General features: G+C 62.1%; 11 protein-coding genes. All 11 read left to right on the top strand.

Annotated features, from left to right (window positions below):
* The 11 genes from WT60_RS12370 to WT60_RS12315 all read left to right on the top strand — a co-directional run bounded on the left by WT60_RS12370 (nucleotide 1) and on the right by WT60_RS12315 (nucleotide 18,108).
* The gene (locus tag WT60_RS12370; protein ID WP_060355377.1) at nucleotides 1–837 is read left to right on the top strand and encodes a DUF4123 domain-containing protein; all 837 of its coding nucleotides are present in this window, start codon (nucleotides 1–3) and stop codon (nucleotides 835–837) included.
* A gap of 115 nt (nucleotides 838–952) precedes the next feature.
* Nucleotides 953–1,531: a DUF3304 domain-containing protein gene (locus WT60_RS12365; RefSeq protein ID WP_059671134.1), complete on the top strand. Its 579-nt coding sequence runs from the start codon at nucleotides 953–955 to the stop codon at nucleotides 1,529–1,531.
* A gap of 17 nt (nucleotides 1,532–1,548) precedes the next feature.
* Nucleotides 1,549–2,121 (top strand): DUF3304 domain-containing protein, encoded by a 573-nt coding sequence (locus WT60_RS12360; RefSeq protein ID WP_100185345.1) that lies wholly within the window; start codon nucleotides 1,549–1,551, stop codon nucleotides 2,119–2,121.
* Nucleotides 2,118–4,526, top strand: a complete 2,409-nt coding sequence (locus WT60_RS12355) for a DUF2235 domain-containing protein (protein WP_060355378.1) — start codon at nucleotides 2,118–2,120, stop codon at nucleotides 4,524–4,526. The genes WT60_RS12360 and WT60_RS12355 overlap by 4 nt, the downstream gene beginning before the upstream one ends.
* 108 nt (nucleotides 4,527–4,634) lie before the next feature.
* A complete protein-coding gene (gene vgrG, locus WT60_RS12350; RefSeq protein WP_060355379.1) occupies nucleotides 4,635–7,976 on the top strand; it encodes a type VI secretion system tip protein VgrG in 3,342 nt (1,113 codons plus the stop codon).
* The gene (locus tag WT60_RS12345) at nucleotides 7,954–8,448 is read left to right on the top strand and encodes a hypothetical protein (protein ID WP_038751363.1); all 495 of its coding nucleotides are present in this window, start codon (nucleotides 7,954–7,956) and stop codon (nucleotides 8,446–8,448) included. Before vgrG ends, WT60_RS12345 begins: the two co-directional genes overlap by 23 nt.
* Before the next feature lie 525 nt (nucleotides 8,449–8,973).
* Nucleotides 8,974–11,841 (top strand): type VI secretion system Vgr family protein, encoded by a 2,868-nt coding sequence (locus WT60_RS12335; RefSeq protein WP_060355380.1) that lies wholly within the window; start codon nucleotides 8,974–8,976, stop codon nucleotides 11,839–11,841.
* A gap of 3 nt (nucleotides 11,842–11,844) precedes the next feature.
* On the top strand, nucleotides 11,845–12,852 hold the full coding sequence (locus WT60_RS12330) for a hypothetical protein (RefSeq protein ID WP_226377128.1): 1,008 nt from the start codon (nucleotides 11,845–11,847) through the stop codon (nucleotides 12,850–12,852).
* A 14-nt stretch (nucleotides 12,853–12,866) separates the two neighbouring features.
* The gene (locus WT60_RS12325; protein ID WP_038751361.1) at nucleotides 12,867–15,890 is read left to right on the top strand and encodes a T6SS effector BTH_I2691 family protein; all 3,024 of its coding nucleotides are present in this window, start codon (nucleotides 12,867–12,869) and stop codon (nucleotides 15,888–15,890) included.
* 8 nt (nucleotides 15,891–15,898) lie between these two features.
* Nucleotides 15,899–16,618 carry a putative type VI secretion system effector gene (locus tag WT60_RS12320; protein WP_081989887.1) on the top strand — a complete coding sequence of 240 codons (720 nt, stop codon included), beginning with the start codon at nucleotides 15,899–15,901 and terminating at the stop codon, nucleotides 16,616–16,618.
* A 254-nt stretch (nucleotides 16,619–16,872) separates the two neighbouring features.
* Nucleotides 16,873–18,108 carry an IS256 family transposase gene (locus WT60_RS12315; protein ID WP_038751359.1) on the top strand — a complete coding sequence of 412 codons (1,236 nt, stop codon included), beginning with the start codon at nucleotides 16,873–16,875 and terminating at the stop codon, nucleotides 18,106–18,108.
* The last annotated feature ends 10 nt before the right edge of the window (nucleotides 18,109–18,118 follow it).

The raw sequence follows: 18,118 nt of genomic DNA, 5'->3' as shown, positions 1-18,118 counted from the left end.
ATGACGGCCGAGATATTCGACTGGATCGATCCGTACCCGGCGGGCGCGTTGCCGCGCCTGCGGCAAGTGCTCGACGCGCCGTCGGCCGAGGGGCGCTGGTATGCGCTCGTCGACATGGGTTTCTCGCCGTCGCTGCGCGATGCGCTCGCGGCGCTGAATCCGAACGGCACGGTCGTCGCGCTTTACGAAGGCGTCTACGACGGCGAAGGTCTGGTGGAAATCTCGCCTTGCCTGATGCCGCTGCCGGACGACGCGCAGCCGCGCGAAGAAGTGTGCGCAGGCTTGCTGCGCGAGACCGACGGCCGGCCGATGTTGAGCTTGCTGCGCGCCGCGCACGGCATCGATGCGCTCGCCGCGCATTTGCGCGGGCAGATGGAGGCGCGCGCCGAAGACGACGAAGCGTTTCTCGTGCGGCTCGCGGATACGCGCTGCGTGCCCGCGTGGACGGGCGTGCTGACGCAGGCGCAGCGCAATCGCTTTTTTGCGGGCATCGATGCGTGGTGGCTGTTCGATCGCGCGGCGTCGCTCGTCGAGCTCGATGTCGCGCCGGTTGGCGGCGAGATCGCGTCCGACGGCGGCGACGACGAGCCGTATCGCCTCGACGCCGATCAGATCGCGGCGCTCAGGCAGGCGTCGAGGATCGACACGCTGATTTTTCACGTGCGGCAGCGGCCGGAAAGCTTCGGACGGCTCACGGCGACGCCTTCGCAGGCTCATGCGTGCGTGAGCGAAGCGTGGGCGAAGGAAGGCGTGCCGCCGTCGGCCGGCGCGCGGGCGGCGCTCGATGCGCTCGAGGCGGCGGGATGGCTCGTGCCGCCGGTCGAAGCGTCGGCGTAGTCGGGGTGGGTGAATCGTGAGGCGGAGCGAGAGGTCGGGAGGGCGAGGAGCGGTGCGGTCGTTCATGCGAGCCCGGATTCGACGTGTGACATCGGTGGCGCTTGGGCGTCGGTCGATGGATGCGGTTGCCCTGTTGTTGCTCTTGCTGGCGCTGTTGGGGAGTGTCGCGGCTTGCTCGCGTGCGGGGAGCGATGCGTCGCTGGAGGCGGGAGGGAAAGGCGAGGCCGTGTCGCAGGCGGATGACGACATGATGAGCCTGAAGCTGAACGCGTTGAACTACACGGAAATCCCCATTGGTCGGTTTTATGTCGATGGCACATGGGGAGGTAATGTTCCGTCGCGTATTGGAAGCGGTGGAGGGCGAATTATCTGTTGCGTATCGTTGCCCAACAAATGGCGTCCCGGGCTGACCGTGACTGTCGAATGGCGCAACGACGAGATGTTCGCGAAAGATCCGAAATCGATAGCGGGTCGCGTGGTGCCGGTCGAGAAGTACGAGTACTTTTCCGACGGATTCTTGTGGGTGCTGTTTTTACCGGAGGACCGGATCAAGGTGTACGCGTCGCAATGGATGCCCGGCTTTCCGGGGTTCCCGGAAGGGCTGCAAGCGCCGAACGAGGCGTGTCCGGGCCACTTCACGCTGAGGAACGATGATCCGCGCTGCCCTCATCCGGATAAGAGAATCAAGTCATGAATTTGCACTTTGGCCCGATGAAGGTTTTTATCAGATTGACCATATTCCTGATTGTGTTTCTGGCCGGCGCGGGTTGCTCGCGGGCGACAGATCGAACGTCAGTCGACGAGGGGGAGGAGGCGCTCTCACAGTCAGGGGGCGATGCGATGAGTTTGAAGTTGAATGCGCTTAACTATACCGAGATTCCAATTGGCAGATTTTATGTCGATGGGACGTGGGGAGGGAATGTCCCATCTCGAATTGGTAGTGGGGGGAGGAGAATTCTTTGCTGCGTTTCCCTGCCGAATAAATGGCACTCTGGGCTGACTGTCACAGTCGAGTGGCGCAATGACGATATGTTTAAAAAAGATCCCGATTCGATGGCAAGTCGCGTTGTACCCGTCGAAAAGTATGAATATTTTTCCGATGGATTCTTGTGGGTGCTATTTTTGCCGGGAGATAAAATTAAAGTATATGCGTCACAGTGGGTGCCCGGATTTCCTGGTTTCCCGGAGGGGTTGCAGGCGCCAAATGAGGCCTGCCCGGGAAATTTCACGATACTGAACAATGATCCGCGTTGTCCGGTTCCTGATAAAAGGATCAAGCCATGAGCGTTTGTTTCGCTTCTGCCGAGCGTCCCGACATCAATGTCGTTACCAAGGAAGAACAGGACGCAATTTTGCGTAGACTCCAATCTGATGATGGCATGGGTTGTTGTAAGACCCTGCACATCGGGATTTTTTTTGATGGTACGCGTAATAATGCGGGTCGTGACAGGGCAGGGCGGAAGGATAGCAACGTGGCTCGCCTGAGTGCGACATTCCCTGACGACAGATACCACTTTCCCATCTATGTTGCGGGAGTTGGTACGCCCTTTGTTGACCAGATCGGCGATTACGGTGTCGGATTGCAAGCGGCGGCAGGTGCGGCAGCGGGATGGGCAGGGGAAGGGCGTATCAATTGGGCACTTTTGCAAATTCACAACGCATTACATACCTACGTTTACGGTAACTCGTTAACCGTGGCGTTAGGAAAAAAGGATAAGGAAATCGTAAAATCGATGAGCCTCGACATGAATTTCAAGGGCATCGATCTTGGCGGCACACCACCTAAACCGGGAAGCGCAGGCGACATCAAATTGCGCGCGAATTCTGGTGTGGGGGCGCTCAAGCTGATTGCTGCCGAGCAGAATGGCGTCGAATTGACTTGGGATTGGGATTCGAATTGGGCGCAGCTCAAGGACGAGTTGGATTCGTCGAAGTGGAATGCAGCCGTGCAAGATTGGGACAGCAAGCGCCGCAAGGTATTGCTGGATCGTCGTACCCAGTTAAAAGAGCGCATCGGTGATCTGCTGGTCAAAGGAAAGCCGAAGCTGCAACGCATTCGGCTGTACGTATTCGGATTTTCGCGCGGCGCAGCGGAGGCGCGCACTTTTTCGAATTGGCTTGCTGACGCACTCGATCCCGATTTCAGTTTGTGCGGGGTGCCGGTTTCATACGATTTTCTCGGCATCTTTGATACGGTCGCATCGGTTGGCATCGCTCAGAGCGCCGCTGCAACCTTGTTCGACGGACATGGGGGATGGGGGCGCAAGGAATTGATGGCCGTGCCTTACTACGTGCGCCGTTGTGTGCACATGGTGGCCGCACATGAACCTCGTGGATCATTTCCACTCGATCTTATCGATTGTTCGATGGACGGCCGTGAGGAGATCGTCTACCCGGGCGTTCACTCGGACGTCGGCGGCGGCTATGGGCCAGGCGAACAGGGGCGCGGTCAGGACGATGCCGACAAACTTTCGCAAGTCCCGCTGCTTGATATGTACCGGGAAGCACGTAAGGCAGGTGTGCCTTTGGATATCCAGGGACCAGGTATCGGCGCGGACGTCACCGCTTCATTCAAGATTTCAGCAGGACTAAAACAATCTTTCGAAGCCTACGTAAAAGCGAGCGAGAACTACTACTACGAGAAGGACCACGGCACTCCTGGCCTGATGCGCTGCCATTACGGCTTGTATCTTCGTTGGCGCAAGATGCGGCTCAAGGACATGCGCGCGCAGCCGAGCTTCAAGGCTGCGCAGGCAAGCTACCCGCAAGATGCAGCGGATTTGGACAGCGCGAATGCGGAGTTGAAGGAGGAATGGGACGATCTGCTGGAGGTCGAGAAAGCCGGCGGCCCGACGGTCACCCGATACGTGAAGAAGTTTGTTACGAAATGGGCCAGCGAGAATCCGAAAACAGCCGCTGTTGTCTCCACGTCACTACTTCCGGCCGCGGCCGCTGCTGAAGTTTTCATTCCGGGGGCCACCCCTGCGACCGTGCTATTCGGCGACAAAGTGGTCAAATTGGTGCAAGCCCAACTCAATGAGAAGTGGGAGCAGTGGCAACAAGTTCGCAGCGACTGGAACATGGACCCTCCCGAAGCGCCGATCAGCGTGCTGTACGACAACTACATGCACGATTCGCGCTCTTGGTTCAAGCCGCTGGGCGACGACGACGACGTGTGGAACCATAAGCAGATTCAGGAGATTAAGGCCAAGCAAGCCGACTTCGAACGTGCGCACGCTGCCTGGAAAAAACGTGTAGAAACGGGCATGCCCGGCCCGTGGCAGATTACGCAAGCGATGGGCGTGGGTTCCACGGGATTGGGGCCCGTCGGTGGGCTTCCGCCCGAGCCCGAGCCCCGCTCCCCCCTCACCGCGCCGCAAGCCGACCTGCTGAAGCGCTACGACGCCGCGATGCAGTCGGCCAAGCAGGCGCGCGCCGCGAAGGACCCGAGCGCGCCGACGGACAGCGCCGTGCTCACCGATCCGAAGGTGACGGGCGGCCTCGCGCTGCAAACGAGCGGCCGCGAGTTCTATTTCCTGTGGGGCTTCCTGCGCTGGCGGACCGTGTTCGTGAACGGCGTGCGCTGGGATCAGCCGCGCGTGCCGACGATGCAGGAGGAAATGGAGGGCATGCGGATGCAGATGCAACGCCAGGTCGACATGAAGGGCATCGGCGTGCTGTTCCAATGAACGAACGCATGCGAATGGTCGGCGACCGCGCGCCGGGCGAAGCCAGCGCAATGACGCGCATCGAACGCAATCGCCGAGCGCGAACGCACACGAGTACCGGGAACTGACATGGATTTAGTCGCAGCATTGACGGGCTATTCGCAAACGACTCGCCACATCCGGATCGATACCGCGATGCCGGGCGCGTTCGTCGTCGAACGCTTCCACGGGCGCGAGGGCGTCGACGAATCGTTCCGCTTCGAGATCGACGTGCTGTCGAGCGAGCCGTATCTCGACCTGACGCCGCTCATCGGCCACGCGGCGCGGCTGCGGATTGCGACGGGCGCGGGCGAGCGAAGCTGGAACGGTTACGTCACGCATGCGGCATACGCGGACAGCGACGGCGAGATCACGCGCTATCGCATCACGATGGAGTCGTGGCTCGCGCTGCTGCGCCTGCGCCGCAATTGCCTGTATTTCGTCGACGTCGATACGAAGGACATCTGCGAGCGTGTGTTCGGCGACTATCCGGAAGCGCATCGGCGCTACGAGCTGAAGGAGCCGCTGCGCAAGTTCAGCCTGCGCGGCCAGTATCGCGAGACCGACGACGCGTTCGTGCTGCGCCAGCTCGCCGAAGCGGGCCTGTCGCTGCGGATCGAGCATGCGCAGGACGCGGGCAAGGACGCGTCGGGCGACCACACGGTCGTCGTGTTCGATCGTCGCGCCGAGTTCCCGCGCGGCAGCGCGATTGCGTACCGCCATCAGGACGTCGGCGATCCGGACGGCGTGATCACGCAATTCTCCGAGCGCCATCAGATGGTGCCGGACCGTGTCGTCGCGACGAGCTGGAAGGCGGACGAATTGCTCGCGCTCGCCGGGCACGCGCAGCGGCAGCCCGATGACAAGGCGCCGGTGCTGCCCGTGCGCGAAATCTACGACGGCCAGCGCGCCGGCCGCTTCGAGACGATCGACGACGCGCAGCGCTTCGCCGAGCAGCGGCTCGACGCGCTGTGCCTGCCGAAGCTGATTCATTACGGAGCGGGATCGTCGCGCACGCTCGAGATCGGCAAGGTCCACACGCTCACCGGCTATCTGGGCAAGGCGATCACGTTCGTGCCGCTGTCGATCGAGCACGAGGCGGTCAACAATCTCGGCGCAGACATCGGCGCGCTGCTCGGGCGCGGCGAGCTCGACAAGGGGCTGTACCGCAACCGCTTCGTCGCGGTGCCGGAGGGCACGGCGATCGTGCCGCCATATCGTGAACGGCCGACCGTGCACGGCGTGCAGACGGCGATCGTCGTCGGCGAATCCGGCAGCCGCGTCAGCAGCACGCGCGATCATCAGGTGCGCGTGCAATTTCCGTGGATGCGCGGCGCCGCGCCGCTGCCGGGCGGCCTGACCGACACCGCGAGCCGCTCGAACCCGGCGGGGCATGCGCCGGGCGACCATCGGTCGGGCGTGCTCGTGCGCGTCGCGGAATCATCGGCCGGGCCGAATTTCGGGCATGCGTTCACGCCGCGCGTCGGTGCGGAAGTCGTGATCGGTTTCGAATCGGGCAACATCGACATGCCCGTCGTGCTCGGGCAGGTCTACGGCGGACGCGTGCAGCCGCCGTTCGCGGCGGGCGAAGGCAGCGACGCGAATCATCCGGGCACGCTCACGGGCCTGCAGACGCAGACGCTCGACGGCCAGTCCGGCAGCCGCTGGGTGATGGACGACGCCGCAGGGCAACTGCGGCACGAGCTGGGCAACTCGACCGCGAACAGCCGCCTCGCGCAGGGCTATCTGATCGAGCAGCAGGGCTCGGTGCGCGGCGCGTATCGCGGCGAAGGGTTCGAGCTCGCGACGCAGGGGTGGGGCGTCGTGCGCGCGGGCGAAGGCGTGCTCGTGTCGAGCACCGCGCGGCGGCTCGCTACGTCGACGCAAATGGACGTCGCGCAAAGCGTCGGGCAATTGAAGCAGGCGGTGCAGACCGCGCAGGGCATGAGCGAAGCCGCTGCCGCCGCGCACGCGCGCGAATTGGCCGCCAATGCCGCGCAAGCGGATTTCCTGAAGGCGATCGATCCCGCGCAAGACGGCAAGTACACGGGCGCGGTCAACGGGCAGAGCGCGACGAAGGCGAGCGGCTCGCAGCGCGACGGCGGCGATCCGGTCGAGCGCTTCGCTGCGCCGGCGGTGCTGATGGAGTCGCCGGAGAACATCGTGCTGACGACGCCGCACAGCGCGGCGTCGTATGCGGCGCAGCACGTGCATCTGACCGCGCAGGGCGATGCGCACGTGGCGGCCGCCGCGACGGTCGCGGCTGCGTCGGGCGATGCCGTGAGCCTCTACAGCGCCGCGGGCGGGTTGAAGGCGATCGCGAGCGACGGGCCGGTGAGCGTCGAGGCGCATACGTCGACGATGGAGATTCTCGCGGACCAGTCGGTGCGCATCGTATCGACCGACAACCGCGTCGACGTGCTCGCGAAGGATGCGATCGTGCTGCAGCAGGGGCCGAACCGGATCACGCTGAAGGGCGGCGACATCACGGTCGAGACGCCGGGGCAGTTCCTCGTGAAGTCGGGCGCGCATCCGTTTCCGGGGCCCGCGTCGGAGAGCGTGTCGCTGCCGCCGCTGCCGATTCCCGCGCCGCTCGCGCTGTTCGACGAACAGATTCGCTTCGTCAACGAAAACGGCGAGCCGCTCGGCAACGTCGCGTACAAGCTGAAGCTCGCCGATGGCTCGACCGTGTCGGGCGTCACTGACGACAACGGGAGAACCGAGCGCGTGTCGACGGACGGACCGACGTCGATTCAGTCGGCGACGCTCACGCCGACGCAGGTCGTCGACTGCTGCGGGAGAACGTCGGATGTGCCGCCGCCGTCGGTGAAGGTCGACATCAAGGGAATCGGGACCAACAACATGCTGGTGGGCAGTTCGGAGAAATCGGTCACGGTCAAGGGCGAGAGCCGGCCGCTGACCGAGGGCGAGATCGAGATGGCGAAAACCGTGTTCCAGGACAGCATCGATTACAGCGCGGTGCGCGTGCACAAGGGCAGCTATTTCTGGTTCAACTTGCAGAGCAAGCATACGGCCGTGACGCCGAACAACAACATGTATTTCCTCGAGGAGGATTTCGAGGAGGATTTTTCGGCGGTTTCTGACGAAAAGACGTACATGCAGTCGTGGTTCATGCACGAGATGACACATGTCTGGCAGCACCAGCGAGGATACGTAGTGCGTTGGCATGCGTTAACTGTCACGATTCGCGGCAATAGCGCTTATGAATACAAAGTCGAACCCGATCAGGTCTTTCACGACTACAACATGGAACAGCAGGGTAATCTCGTGAGTGACTACTACGCGCTCATTGTTCTGCGTTTGCATACGGCAGTGAGTCACCAAGGCTACGTCGGGACACCGAACGAACTTCGTCAGGTGCTTGCACCACTTTTACAGGACCCCAGGAATGAGGCGAATCTTCCGAAGTAGTGCGCTATGCGTTGTATTGTCATTGTGTGTTGCCCAGACCGCGGCGATGTCTCGAGGGGCGCTTCTTCTCGATATCAAAGAGGTGGATGGGAAACCAGCGGCCTGTATTCCAGCGAATGATGAAGAATTCGAAAATGTCGTGCAACTTGACTTTATTGGAGTTTCGCGGTCAATGGGGCCGACCACTCCAGGCATCAATTATTGGGAAGTGCAAGTTCCAACCAGTGCGAAGCCTGTTTATCTGAAACGCGGCGAGTGCATCGTATATGGTCAGTACATCGAAGGCGCGCGCGTGGATACGCCACCCAAGCCTTTGGATGCCGGCAAGACGTATTATTTCGCGATTATTCCTCGCGGTGAAGCGCCAGGTCCAGTGTACGGCGCTGGTTTTTGCGTTCTTAAACGCACGGGAGGGGGAACCCAAATTGTGCAGCCGACAAAAGACAATGATCCGTGCCCGCATCGTCGTTGATCTAATGACGTTCGCGATTGCTTGCGTTGTTGTGTTAATAAGGATTCGTGCCCGAACGGAAAATGGCGGTGTGCGCATCGGCCGGATATGCAACTCATGATATTCGATAACGTTGCATGCCCCACGCGTTCGATGCTGACTCCGCGTTGCGGGTGCGTGGATGTGGCGAGCCGTGCGCGCCGTCCCGATGAAGGCATCGAACATTTGCATGTTGAACGGACTATCGATGAATTTCCGCACCCACGTCTCTCGCTTCCTGCAGTGGCCCGCATTGCTTCGTTCGCGTGTGTCCGCACGCGCGTTCGTTCGCGGGGCAACGGCGCACGAGCGCGCCGTGGATAGCGAGCGCCGCGAACGGCGAGCAATGCGGACATCATGCGCATCGGCAGCCGAGGAGACGAGCGCGCATACGCGCAGCGACGAACAACCCGTGCCCCGAGTCGCAAGAGCACGTGGCGTCGCGCCCCAATACATGAACCCGGCCCCGCGGATCGTCGCGCGCCCGGCCCACTGAACGGACAAGCCATGTCGATCCCAACTGACGTTCTGCAAGCACTCTTCGGCGGCTGGTCGCAGCACGACCGTTTCCTCTGGATCACGACGCCGCTCGGCGCGAACGCGCTCGTCGCGGAGAGCCTGCACGGCTGGGAAGCGCTCGATCACGGCGGCTTCCGTTTCCAGCTCACCGCGCTCGCCGAGAACCCGTCGCTGCCGCTCGCGCAATTGATCGGCGCGCCGATCCTGATCGAGTGGCAGGCGGCGCAAGGGCGCGATGCGCGCCGGCCGTTTCACGGCCACGTGATCGCCGCCGAACTGATCGGCTACAACGGCGGCCTCGCGCGCATGCGGCTCGTCGTCGAGCCGTGGCTCGCGCTGCTGCGCCAGCGCATCGACAGTTACAACTATCTGAACGCGAGCGTCGTCGAGATCAGTGAACAGGTGTTCCGCCGTTACACGCGCGGCGCGATCGCGCCTGCATGGCGGTGGGCGCTCGCCGATGCGACGAAGTACCCGAAGCGCAGCCTGACCGCGCAGGCTGGCGAATCCGATTTCGCCTTACTCGAGCGGCTCTGGGCCGAGGAAGGCATCTTCTACTGGTTCGAGCACGAGGGCGATCCGCGCGCGTCGAGCCTCGGCAAGCACACGCTCGTGCTTGCCGATTCGAACCAGCGTTTCGCGCCCGACGAACCCGAGATCGTCGGCTTCCACCAGACGAGTGACGACGATCCGCAAGGCTGCATCCAGCACTTCATGCATGCGCGGCGCTGGCGGATCGGCAGCGTCGCGCGCGCGAGCTGGGATCATCGCAGCCTGTCGACGCGGCCGACGGGCGCGCGCGCGAGCGGCGCGGTCGTGCCGGGCGAGGATCGCGACGTCGCCGGCCCGTATGCGTTCCAGACGGGCGCGATCGGCGATCGGCGCGCGCAGCAGCAACTCGACGCGCAACGCGTGGCCGCGCTGCAAAGCGAAGGCCGCAGCACGCGGCGCGATCTGCGCCCGGGGCTGCGTTTCGCGATCGCGCATCATCCGACGCTCGGCGCGTCGGACGCGCTCGTCTGCCTGCGGGTCGAGCATTCGGCGCGCGCGAACGTCGATGCGACGGTGCGCAGCGCGATCGAACAACGTCTCGGCACGATCCCTTCGATGACCGGCGCCGCGCCCGCACCGCACGGCGCGGCGAACGCGCTGCACGCGGCGCTTGGCGTCGACACGCATCATGGCGGACAGCTGACGCTCGATGACGCCGTTTATCGCAATCGCTTCGTCGCGCTGCCCGTCGAGCAGGCATACCGGCCGCTTGCCGCATCCGGGCACGGCGCGCGCGCGCATCCCGTCGCCGTGATGCCGGGCGCTCAGACGACGATCGTCGTGGGCTCGGGCGATCCCGTTCACACCGATCGGGATCACCGGATACGGATTCAGCATCACGCGCAGCGCGGCCAGCAAGCGGCGAGCCGCGAGGACCATCCGCATGCGGCGAACGCGCCGGCGGACCGGAGCGCCGGCACGTGGACGCGCGTGCTGACGCCTGTCGGCGGCGACAACTGGGGCGGCGTGAGCGTGCCGCGCATCGGGCAGGAAGTGTGGACCGAGTGGCTCGAAGGCCAGCCCGATCGACCGGTCGCAGTGGCCGCGCTCTACAACGGTCAGGGCAACGCCGACGCGCAGCACAACGCGCAAGCGGGCGGCCCGAGCGGGAGCACCGGCAACGCGGCCGCGTGGTTTGCGGGCAATACGCATGCGGCCGTGCTGACGGGCTTCAAGACCCAGGACATGAGCATGAGCCAGCAAGGCACGGGCGGCTACCGGCAGTTCATGCTCGATGACACCGCGGGCCAATCGAGCGCGCGCCTGTACACGACCGATCGCAATAGCGGCCTCACGCTTGGGCACATCAAGCAGACCCAGGACAACCAGCGCCAGGCCGATCGCGGCTACGGCGCGGAACTCGCGACGGATGCGGCCGGCGCGCTGCGCGGCGGCGCGGGGCTTTTGATCAGCACGGCGCCCGGCGTGAGCCAGATGGACGCGAGCGCGCCGAGCCAGGTGCTCGCGCAACATCGGCAGACATTGCAAAGCCTCGCGGAGCTTGCGCAGAAGCATGGAGCCGAGCCGGGCAACGGTACGGCAGTGCAGGCGCCGAGCGCAGCGGATACGCCGCCTGCGTCGACGGGCAACGCGGGCGGCGCGGGCAACGCGGGCAACGCGGCGGGCAAGTCATTGCCGGCCGTCGAGGGCGTCGAGCGGAGCCGCGAGGCGATCGGCGTGACGCGCGAGGGCAGCGGTGGCGGCGATGCGGCGGGCGGCGGGAGCGGCAGCGCAATCGCATGGAGCAAGCCGCATCTCGTCGCGCACGGCGAGGCTGGGCTCGTTGCGATGTCGGCGAAGAGCCACGTGTGGGTGTCGGGCGCCGAGACTGTGCTGAGCGCCGGACAGGACGTGCAGTTGACGGCGAAGGGCAAGACGAGCGTTGTCGCGAATCATGGCGTTTCGCTGTATACGCAAGGCGCTGCGGGCGGCGGGCGGCCGGTGGCGGGGCAAGGCATCGCGTTGCATGCGGCGACGGGCTCGGTGAGCGTCCAGGCGCAGAACGCGGGCAAGCTGAGCGCGAGCGCGCAGAAGGCCGTGACGGTCGCGAGCGCGCAGGGCAGCGCTTCCGTGCAGGCGCAGCAGCGTGTGTTGCTGACCGCGGCGAAGGCTTATCTGAAGATGGAAGGCAACGACATCGTGGTCGGCGCACCGGGACGCGCGGATTTCAAGGCGGCGGCGCATCAGTTGACGGGGCCGAAGAGTGCGAGTGCTCAGAATGCGTTGGGCAAGGGTGCGTCGAAGGACTGTCCGCAGACGATGAGCGACATGGTTTCTTCCAGTGCCGCATTCGCGGATCTATAAGTCATGGTTCGAGAACAGATGCTTTCAGAGCCGCGAGCGAGCGACGCGATTGCGGGCCGCGAATCGGCTTCGCCCGAGGACGCGCTGTTGGGGCAACTGCAGCAGCGATGCGCGGCGCAAGGCGGCGCCACGCGCATCGTGTTGCTGATCGGGCCGGCGATGCTTCAGGAAGCGGACTCCGAAGTATCGAAGGCGCTGCGCGCAGATGGCGCACATTCGACGCTCGACGTGCAACTGCGTCCGGGGCAGATTGATTCGGATTATTGGCCGTCATTGGTCGAGCTGGATTTCATGCGTCAGCATTCGATCGACGCGTGTCGCATCGCACTGCGAGCGGCCTTGGAGGATTGGCGGCCGGGTGCGCTGGCCGAGGGGCGAGGCCATCGTATCGGCGCGCTGTTGTTCGGCGATGCGTCATTGGCGGAAATCGCGCATCACATCGCGAACGTGGCGATTCAGCAGCGTTCCGATCGACCGGGGCAGAGACTGCTGGCGTTGGCCGACCCGGCGGCTTTCGAGGGCGTATGGCGGGTGTGTCGCGACGATCAACGTTGCCGCCTGCTGGGCCCCATTGCCAGATGGTGCACCGTGGATCGCTGGGGACAACTGACGGATCACGCATGCGCGATTGCGGGCGAGCGCGCTCCGGCGCGAGGCCGCTTCGTCGGGTTCGACGACGCGCAGTGGATGGCGTTGTCCGATGTCAGGCCGATCAATCGCGCGTGGATGCGCATGCGCGCGGACGGCGGTGTCGTTCGACGTGAAGACTTCGCCCGCATGCCGGACAGTTTGCTTCGTGCGCGGCGATATGGCTTGAGCGATCCGGCCGATCTGGAATTGTTCGCGTTTCACGCACTCGAGTCGGGGCCGGACTTCGATTTGCATCCTTTGATGCAGACGTTGCTGCGCGCGCGTCCGGAGGACGTCTACTACAGTCGCGCCGTCGCCGAGCTGGACGACGCGCAGTGGGACGAGATTCGCGAGGCTCGCCGAGCCGCGCCCATCAATTGATCAAGGAATGAAAAATGGCGGGAAGCGACGATCGTTGCGACGTTTGCAAGCTTCAGGGGTTGGCGGTCTACCCGTCGCGCTATGCGGTGGTGCCGAAATCGTTCGGCGCGCCGGCACTCGGTTCGTTCGACGACAAGAGCGTCACGGGTGTGGCGTTGACGCAAGGCAAGTACGGCTTGCGCCAACTGCGCGAGGGTTTCGTCTATCTGTTCTACGAACTGGGCGCTCGCGGTGCGTACTATTGGGAAGTGTATTCGGTTGCACCGGATGGCTCGTTGTGGAAGCAACTGGATACCGCGAGCGCGAAAAGAATCGATGCGCCGCAAGCATGTCGACGCACAGGGCACAGCGCGTCGCGCCTCCAATATCTCGTCATCGAAAAGCCGCATCAGTGCGGCAACGTCTGGGTCGCGTTCAGCGAATGGCCGTGGAGTCGGGACACCGTCAAACGCTACGGCGCGCGGGATGCGCAGGCGGCGAGCCTGCGCAAAAAGCGCATGCAGCTCATCGAGCCCGCGAAGTGGATATCGGCGCCGAAGACGGGAACGTATTCGGCGCCGCTGACCGAGGCCAATCTGCAACACGTCATCGAATATGCGCCTGCTGTCGCGACCACCGCAAAGGGGGAGCCCGTCGGCCTGCAAAGCACGGAGCTGCCCGAGGCCGTCAGCTTCGGCGAATTGGGAGCGTTTCGGGACGCCCGTCTGCAGACTTGCACGTCGCGTTATCCGTGGACCATGCGCAACAAGGCCGCGGCAGGCGCGAAGCTGAGCCCGGCGGCCGAGTTGGTGAAGCATGCCGAGAGCAACAGCCGGAAAGAAAAGGGCGCGGCATGCGTGCCGATGATGCTGGCGCTTTGGGATGGCGTGGGGATCACGCACGAATTGAACGGCTTCCGAAACGACGCACAGGCGCGTTTTCTGCAGTATTGCGACGAGCAGGCGCTCAGGATCAATGCGCTGCAATGGATCGATCAGGCGAAGCTCGCGGTGGAAGCCGGCGCGCGCAGAAAGGCGACATTCGACCATAGCCCCGCGACGCCCGGCAGCACGAGCTGGTATTACCCGGACGCGGTTGCGAAGCAAAAGGCGGCCGCGAAGACGCCGGCGGATCAGCAGTTCTGGAGCGACTACCAGTGGATGGGGGAAAACGGCGTGCCGCCGTCGTACGCGAGGCAGATTACGCAGTTTCGCGCGGCGCCTTCTTCGCCTGCGTATCAGGACGCGATGACTCGCGCGCGCAAGTATGTGGAGGCCAAGCCGAGGATCGAGGAAAATCGGGCCCGGAGGATCGATCAGGACACCGCTACCGGGAGCGTGCAAGATTGGTCAAAGTACCGCGAGAAGCTGGCGGACGATACATCGGGCAAACCGGGAAGCGCGAAAGGGAACGTCAAGCGTATCGACGTGTTCCGCATCCTGTATCAACGCATTCAGGACCAGAAGCAAGCGTTGCTCGCGCAGCGTACGGCGGATGTCGCGAACTGGCTGGACGCGCCGCTCTTTCTCGCCGCGCTCGAAGATTATCACGATCAGAACGGCTTCGACGGGGTGGCGTTCGAGTTCGTCATTTTCCATGCGATCGTCGGGCTGAGTGCCGATTCGAGCGGCGTTGCGGCATTGAACAAGTTGATCGACCGCCTCGACCCGACCAAGCCGGAAAGTTTGATCTGGCGGATGGTGGCCAGCAATCAGAAGGAGTCGAAGGAAGCGCTCAAGCTGGCGCTGGCGCGGGCGGAGGCGCACAAGACCACGCTGCTGGGCATGGCGGGAGAAGGCTTCAATGCATTCGCGGAGGCCTGCGAGAAGCTGAAGAAGTTCGCGGAGTTCTACGGAAAGATGGACGAGATGAGCAAGCAGGCCAAGCAGCTCAATGCCGTCGATCAGGCGATGCACGATAAGGGCGTCGACAAGGCCGCGGTTAGCGTAGGGCACCTCATCTTTCAGCGGTTCTCGTTCAAGGGATTCAACCTGCAGAATCTCGGCAACGGGGTGAGCGAGGCGATCATCAACTCCGTGTTCATGCTGAGGGTGGGCATCAAGAGCGACGAGGTGAAAGAACTCGTTCTGCTGCAAGCTAAAATCGAGCCGCAACTGCGCAGCAAGTTCCTCGGTGAATATCAGGCTCAACGCCGAATGGGGAGAAGTTCGCCGGAGGCGTTTCGAATGGCCACCTCGGCCGTCGCCGAGACCGAAGGATCGAATGTTCTTTCCAGGCGGTGGCGCGCGATCAAGGTGCGCGAGAGCGTGGGTCTCGTAGGCGTGATCGGGCTGATCGAGGTGTTTGCTCTGATCAAGCTGATCAATAAGAAGGATAAGGAAAAGCGGGATTGGGCGGAGTTGGGGGGAGCGTGTTTTTCGGTAGCGGGGGCAGCAGCGGAGGTTGCGCTTAAGCCTTTGGAGGCACTCAAGTTCGAACAGGGAGCCAAGAATCTCAAAATAATCGGTGGGTATTGCGGAGCGATTGCTGGAGGCGTCGGGATGATGCTCGATTTCATGGACGCCAGGGGGAAATGGAATAATGGCGAACGGCTGATCGGCCTTCTTTATGCTGGTAAAGGCATTTTCGGATTTGGAGCGACGGTAGCATTCGGTTTAACTGCTTTGAGTTCATCGGCACCATTTTTCGAGCGAATTGCATCGAACGTTACCGGTCGAAAGATTCGTATCGTTATTCTCGACCGTATCGGGCAAGGTATTGTCGATGCGACCATGCGCAAGGCAGCCATTGCGGCGGGTCAGGAAGTCGCAGCTGTCGCTGCCGAACGAGTTGGGGCCATGGTAATGGGTAGAGTGCTCTTGTTTATGGCTAGCTGGGAAATGCAGGTGGCTGTTATCGCTATTCAAGTCGTGATTTGGACGCTAAGCAATGATGATTTGCAGAACGCGATACTCGATTCGGTGTTCGGGAGGGAGGGGAAATATAAAATGATATCGGATATTAAGAAGCAAGATGAAGCATTCGACAAGGCATTAGTGGCTGTTGGCTTCAAAGCTGAAGAGACGGTGGAGACAGGAAAAGCGAAGCAAAACGGGTAGGAGCGCATATGGATAATGGACGAGCGGTGATTTTGCGAGGGGTCGTAAGTAATTTCAGTAAGGAGCGAGCGACGGGAGATTTTCTCCTGAGCGATGCCGATCGATCAGCTGCGGGACTTACCGCGGTCGCGGCGGCGCTGGCTGGCTCGGGAGGAGCAGTCGGATTGGCATCTCTGGCGGGGATCAAGGAAGAGGCTGATAAGGTTCAATTTGAACTTAACGGTAAGAAAATAACGGGGTGGTTGATGTGGTCGCCATTCAAAAATGGCGACGAAGTCGAAGTAGTTGCTGAATTGCTGCGGGATGGTACATATCGAAGTTTTGCCGTTCTCAAACCTGAAGATCGTACCATTGCTCTATATCCGCATTGTTCGAGAGGGAGAATTGCGCACTATAAAAATTCCCTGAAGTGGTTTTTTATGGCATTCGCTTTTATTTTCTTGGGATCGTGTGGCGTTATGGCGGGAATTTTTTTGGTTAACCATGATGACGATTGGAGGAGTTTCGTGGGATTGATGGGGGGAGGGGGGCTGATTAGTCTTGTGATTTACGCCATTATTGCCTATAGAATTTCTAGGAAATTTATGCCATTTGTTGTTATGGCTGAAGGAATATTCCAATCTTTGGGTTGGCGTGATGTGAAGAGTGTGGATTTGCCGGCTAGAAGTAAGGCGGCGAGGAAGGCCGAGAGACGGCCCGGTCTTGGGACGTTGTATTTTAGATATTGATATAAGTGTCGTATATTTTTGGTTCTGAATGGCATGTCATGTGAGAATTTTAATTTGCAGTGTCGACGAGAGAAATTGGCGACTATATGTTATCAACCTGATCGCTGTCACTCAAACCGAGAGCAACAGCCGGAAAAAAAGGGCGCGGCATGCGTGCCGATGATGCTGGCGCTTTGGGATGGCGTGGGGATCACGCACGAAGGGACTGTCAGTAATTTCGTGTTCAAGGCATATCATGCTCGCTAGGAGAACATATGCCTCGCAAACCGAAAGCCAAGCCGGCGGAGCTGCCGGCGATTCCTGCCGAGTTGCTTGAACAGTTCGGCAACGGGCCGATGACGGCTGAAGCGATCAATGCCGCGACGCTGGCCCTGAAGAAGGCCCTGATCGAGCGGGCGCTGGGTGGAGAGATGAGCCATCATCTCGGCTATACGCCCGGCGCCGTCACCAACCAGCGCAACGGCACGGGTGCCAAGACAGTCCTGACCGAGGATGGTCCGATTCGTATCGAGGTCCCGCGCGATCGCGACGGCAGCTTCGAACCGCTGCTGATTCCCAAACACGAACGACGCTTCACGGGCTTCGACGACAAGATCGTCGCCATGTATGCCCGGGGCATGACCGTGCGCGAGATTCAGGGCTTTTTGCTGGAACAATACGGCACCGGGGTCTCGCCCGATTTCATCAGCTCGGTCACCGACGAGGTCATGGCCGAAGTGACTGCCTGGCAGGCCCGGCCGCTTGAGCCGATGTATCCGGTGGTGTTCTTCGACGCGCTGCGGGTCAAGATCCGCGAAGACGCCGTGGTGCGCAACAAGGCGGTCTACCTTGCGCTGGGCATTCTGCCCGACGGTACACGCGATATCCTGGGCCTGTGGATCGAGAATACCGAAGGCGCCAAGTTCTGGACGAAGGTGTTCAACGATCTCAGGACGCGCGGCGTCAACGACATCCTGATCGCCGTGACCGACGGCCTCAAGGGAATGCCCGAGGCGCTGGCGGCAGTGTTTGCGTCGACCACGTTGCAGACCTGCATCGTTCACCTGATCCGCAACAGCCTCGATTGCGCGTGCTGGAAAGACCCCAGGGAACTGGCTGCAGTGATTCGCCCGATCTACACCGCGCCCAGCGCGGAAGCGGCCCAGGTAGAACTCGATGCGTTTGCCGACGGGCCGTGGGGGCAGAAATTCCCGACGGACAGTGCGGCATGGCGCAACGCCTGGGATCGCGTGATTCCGTTCTTCGCCTTTCCACCGGCAGTTCGCAAGGTTATATACACGACGAACGCCATCGAGAACATCAACTCGCAGTTGCGCAAGATCATCATGACCCGGGGCCACTTTCCGACCGATGAGGCCGCGGCGAAGCGCATCTGGCTGGCACTGCGCAACATCACTGCTCATTGGGGCCGCGCGGCTCATGACTGGAAGGCAGCCATGAACCAGTTCGCCATCCTCTATGAGGATCGATTCGTTCGACCATCCGTGTGAATCTCAATCC

This window comes from Burkholderia sp. MSMB617WGS (genome assembly GCF_001532025.2).
Lineage (GTDB): Bacteria > Pseudomonadota > Gammaproteobacteria > Burkholderiales > Burkholderiaceae > Burkholderia > Burkholderia savannae.
The sequence above is the reverse complement of the archived record's forward strand: the minus strand, read 5'-3'. Positions and strand labels throughout refer to the sequence as shown.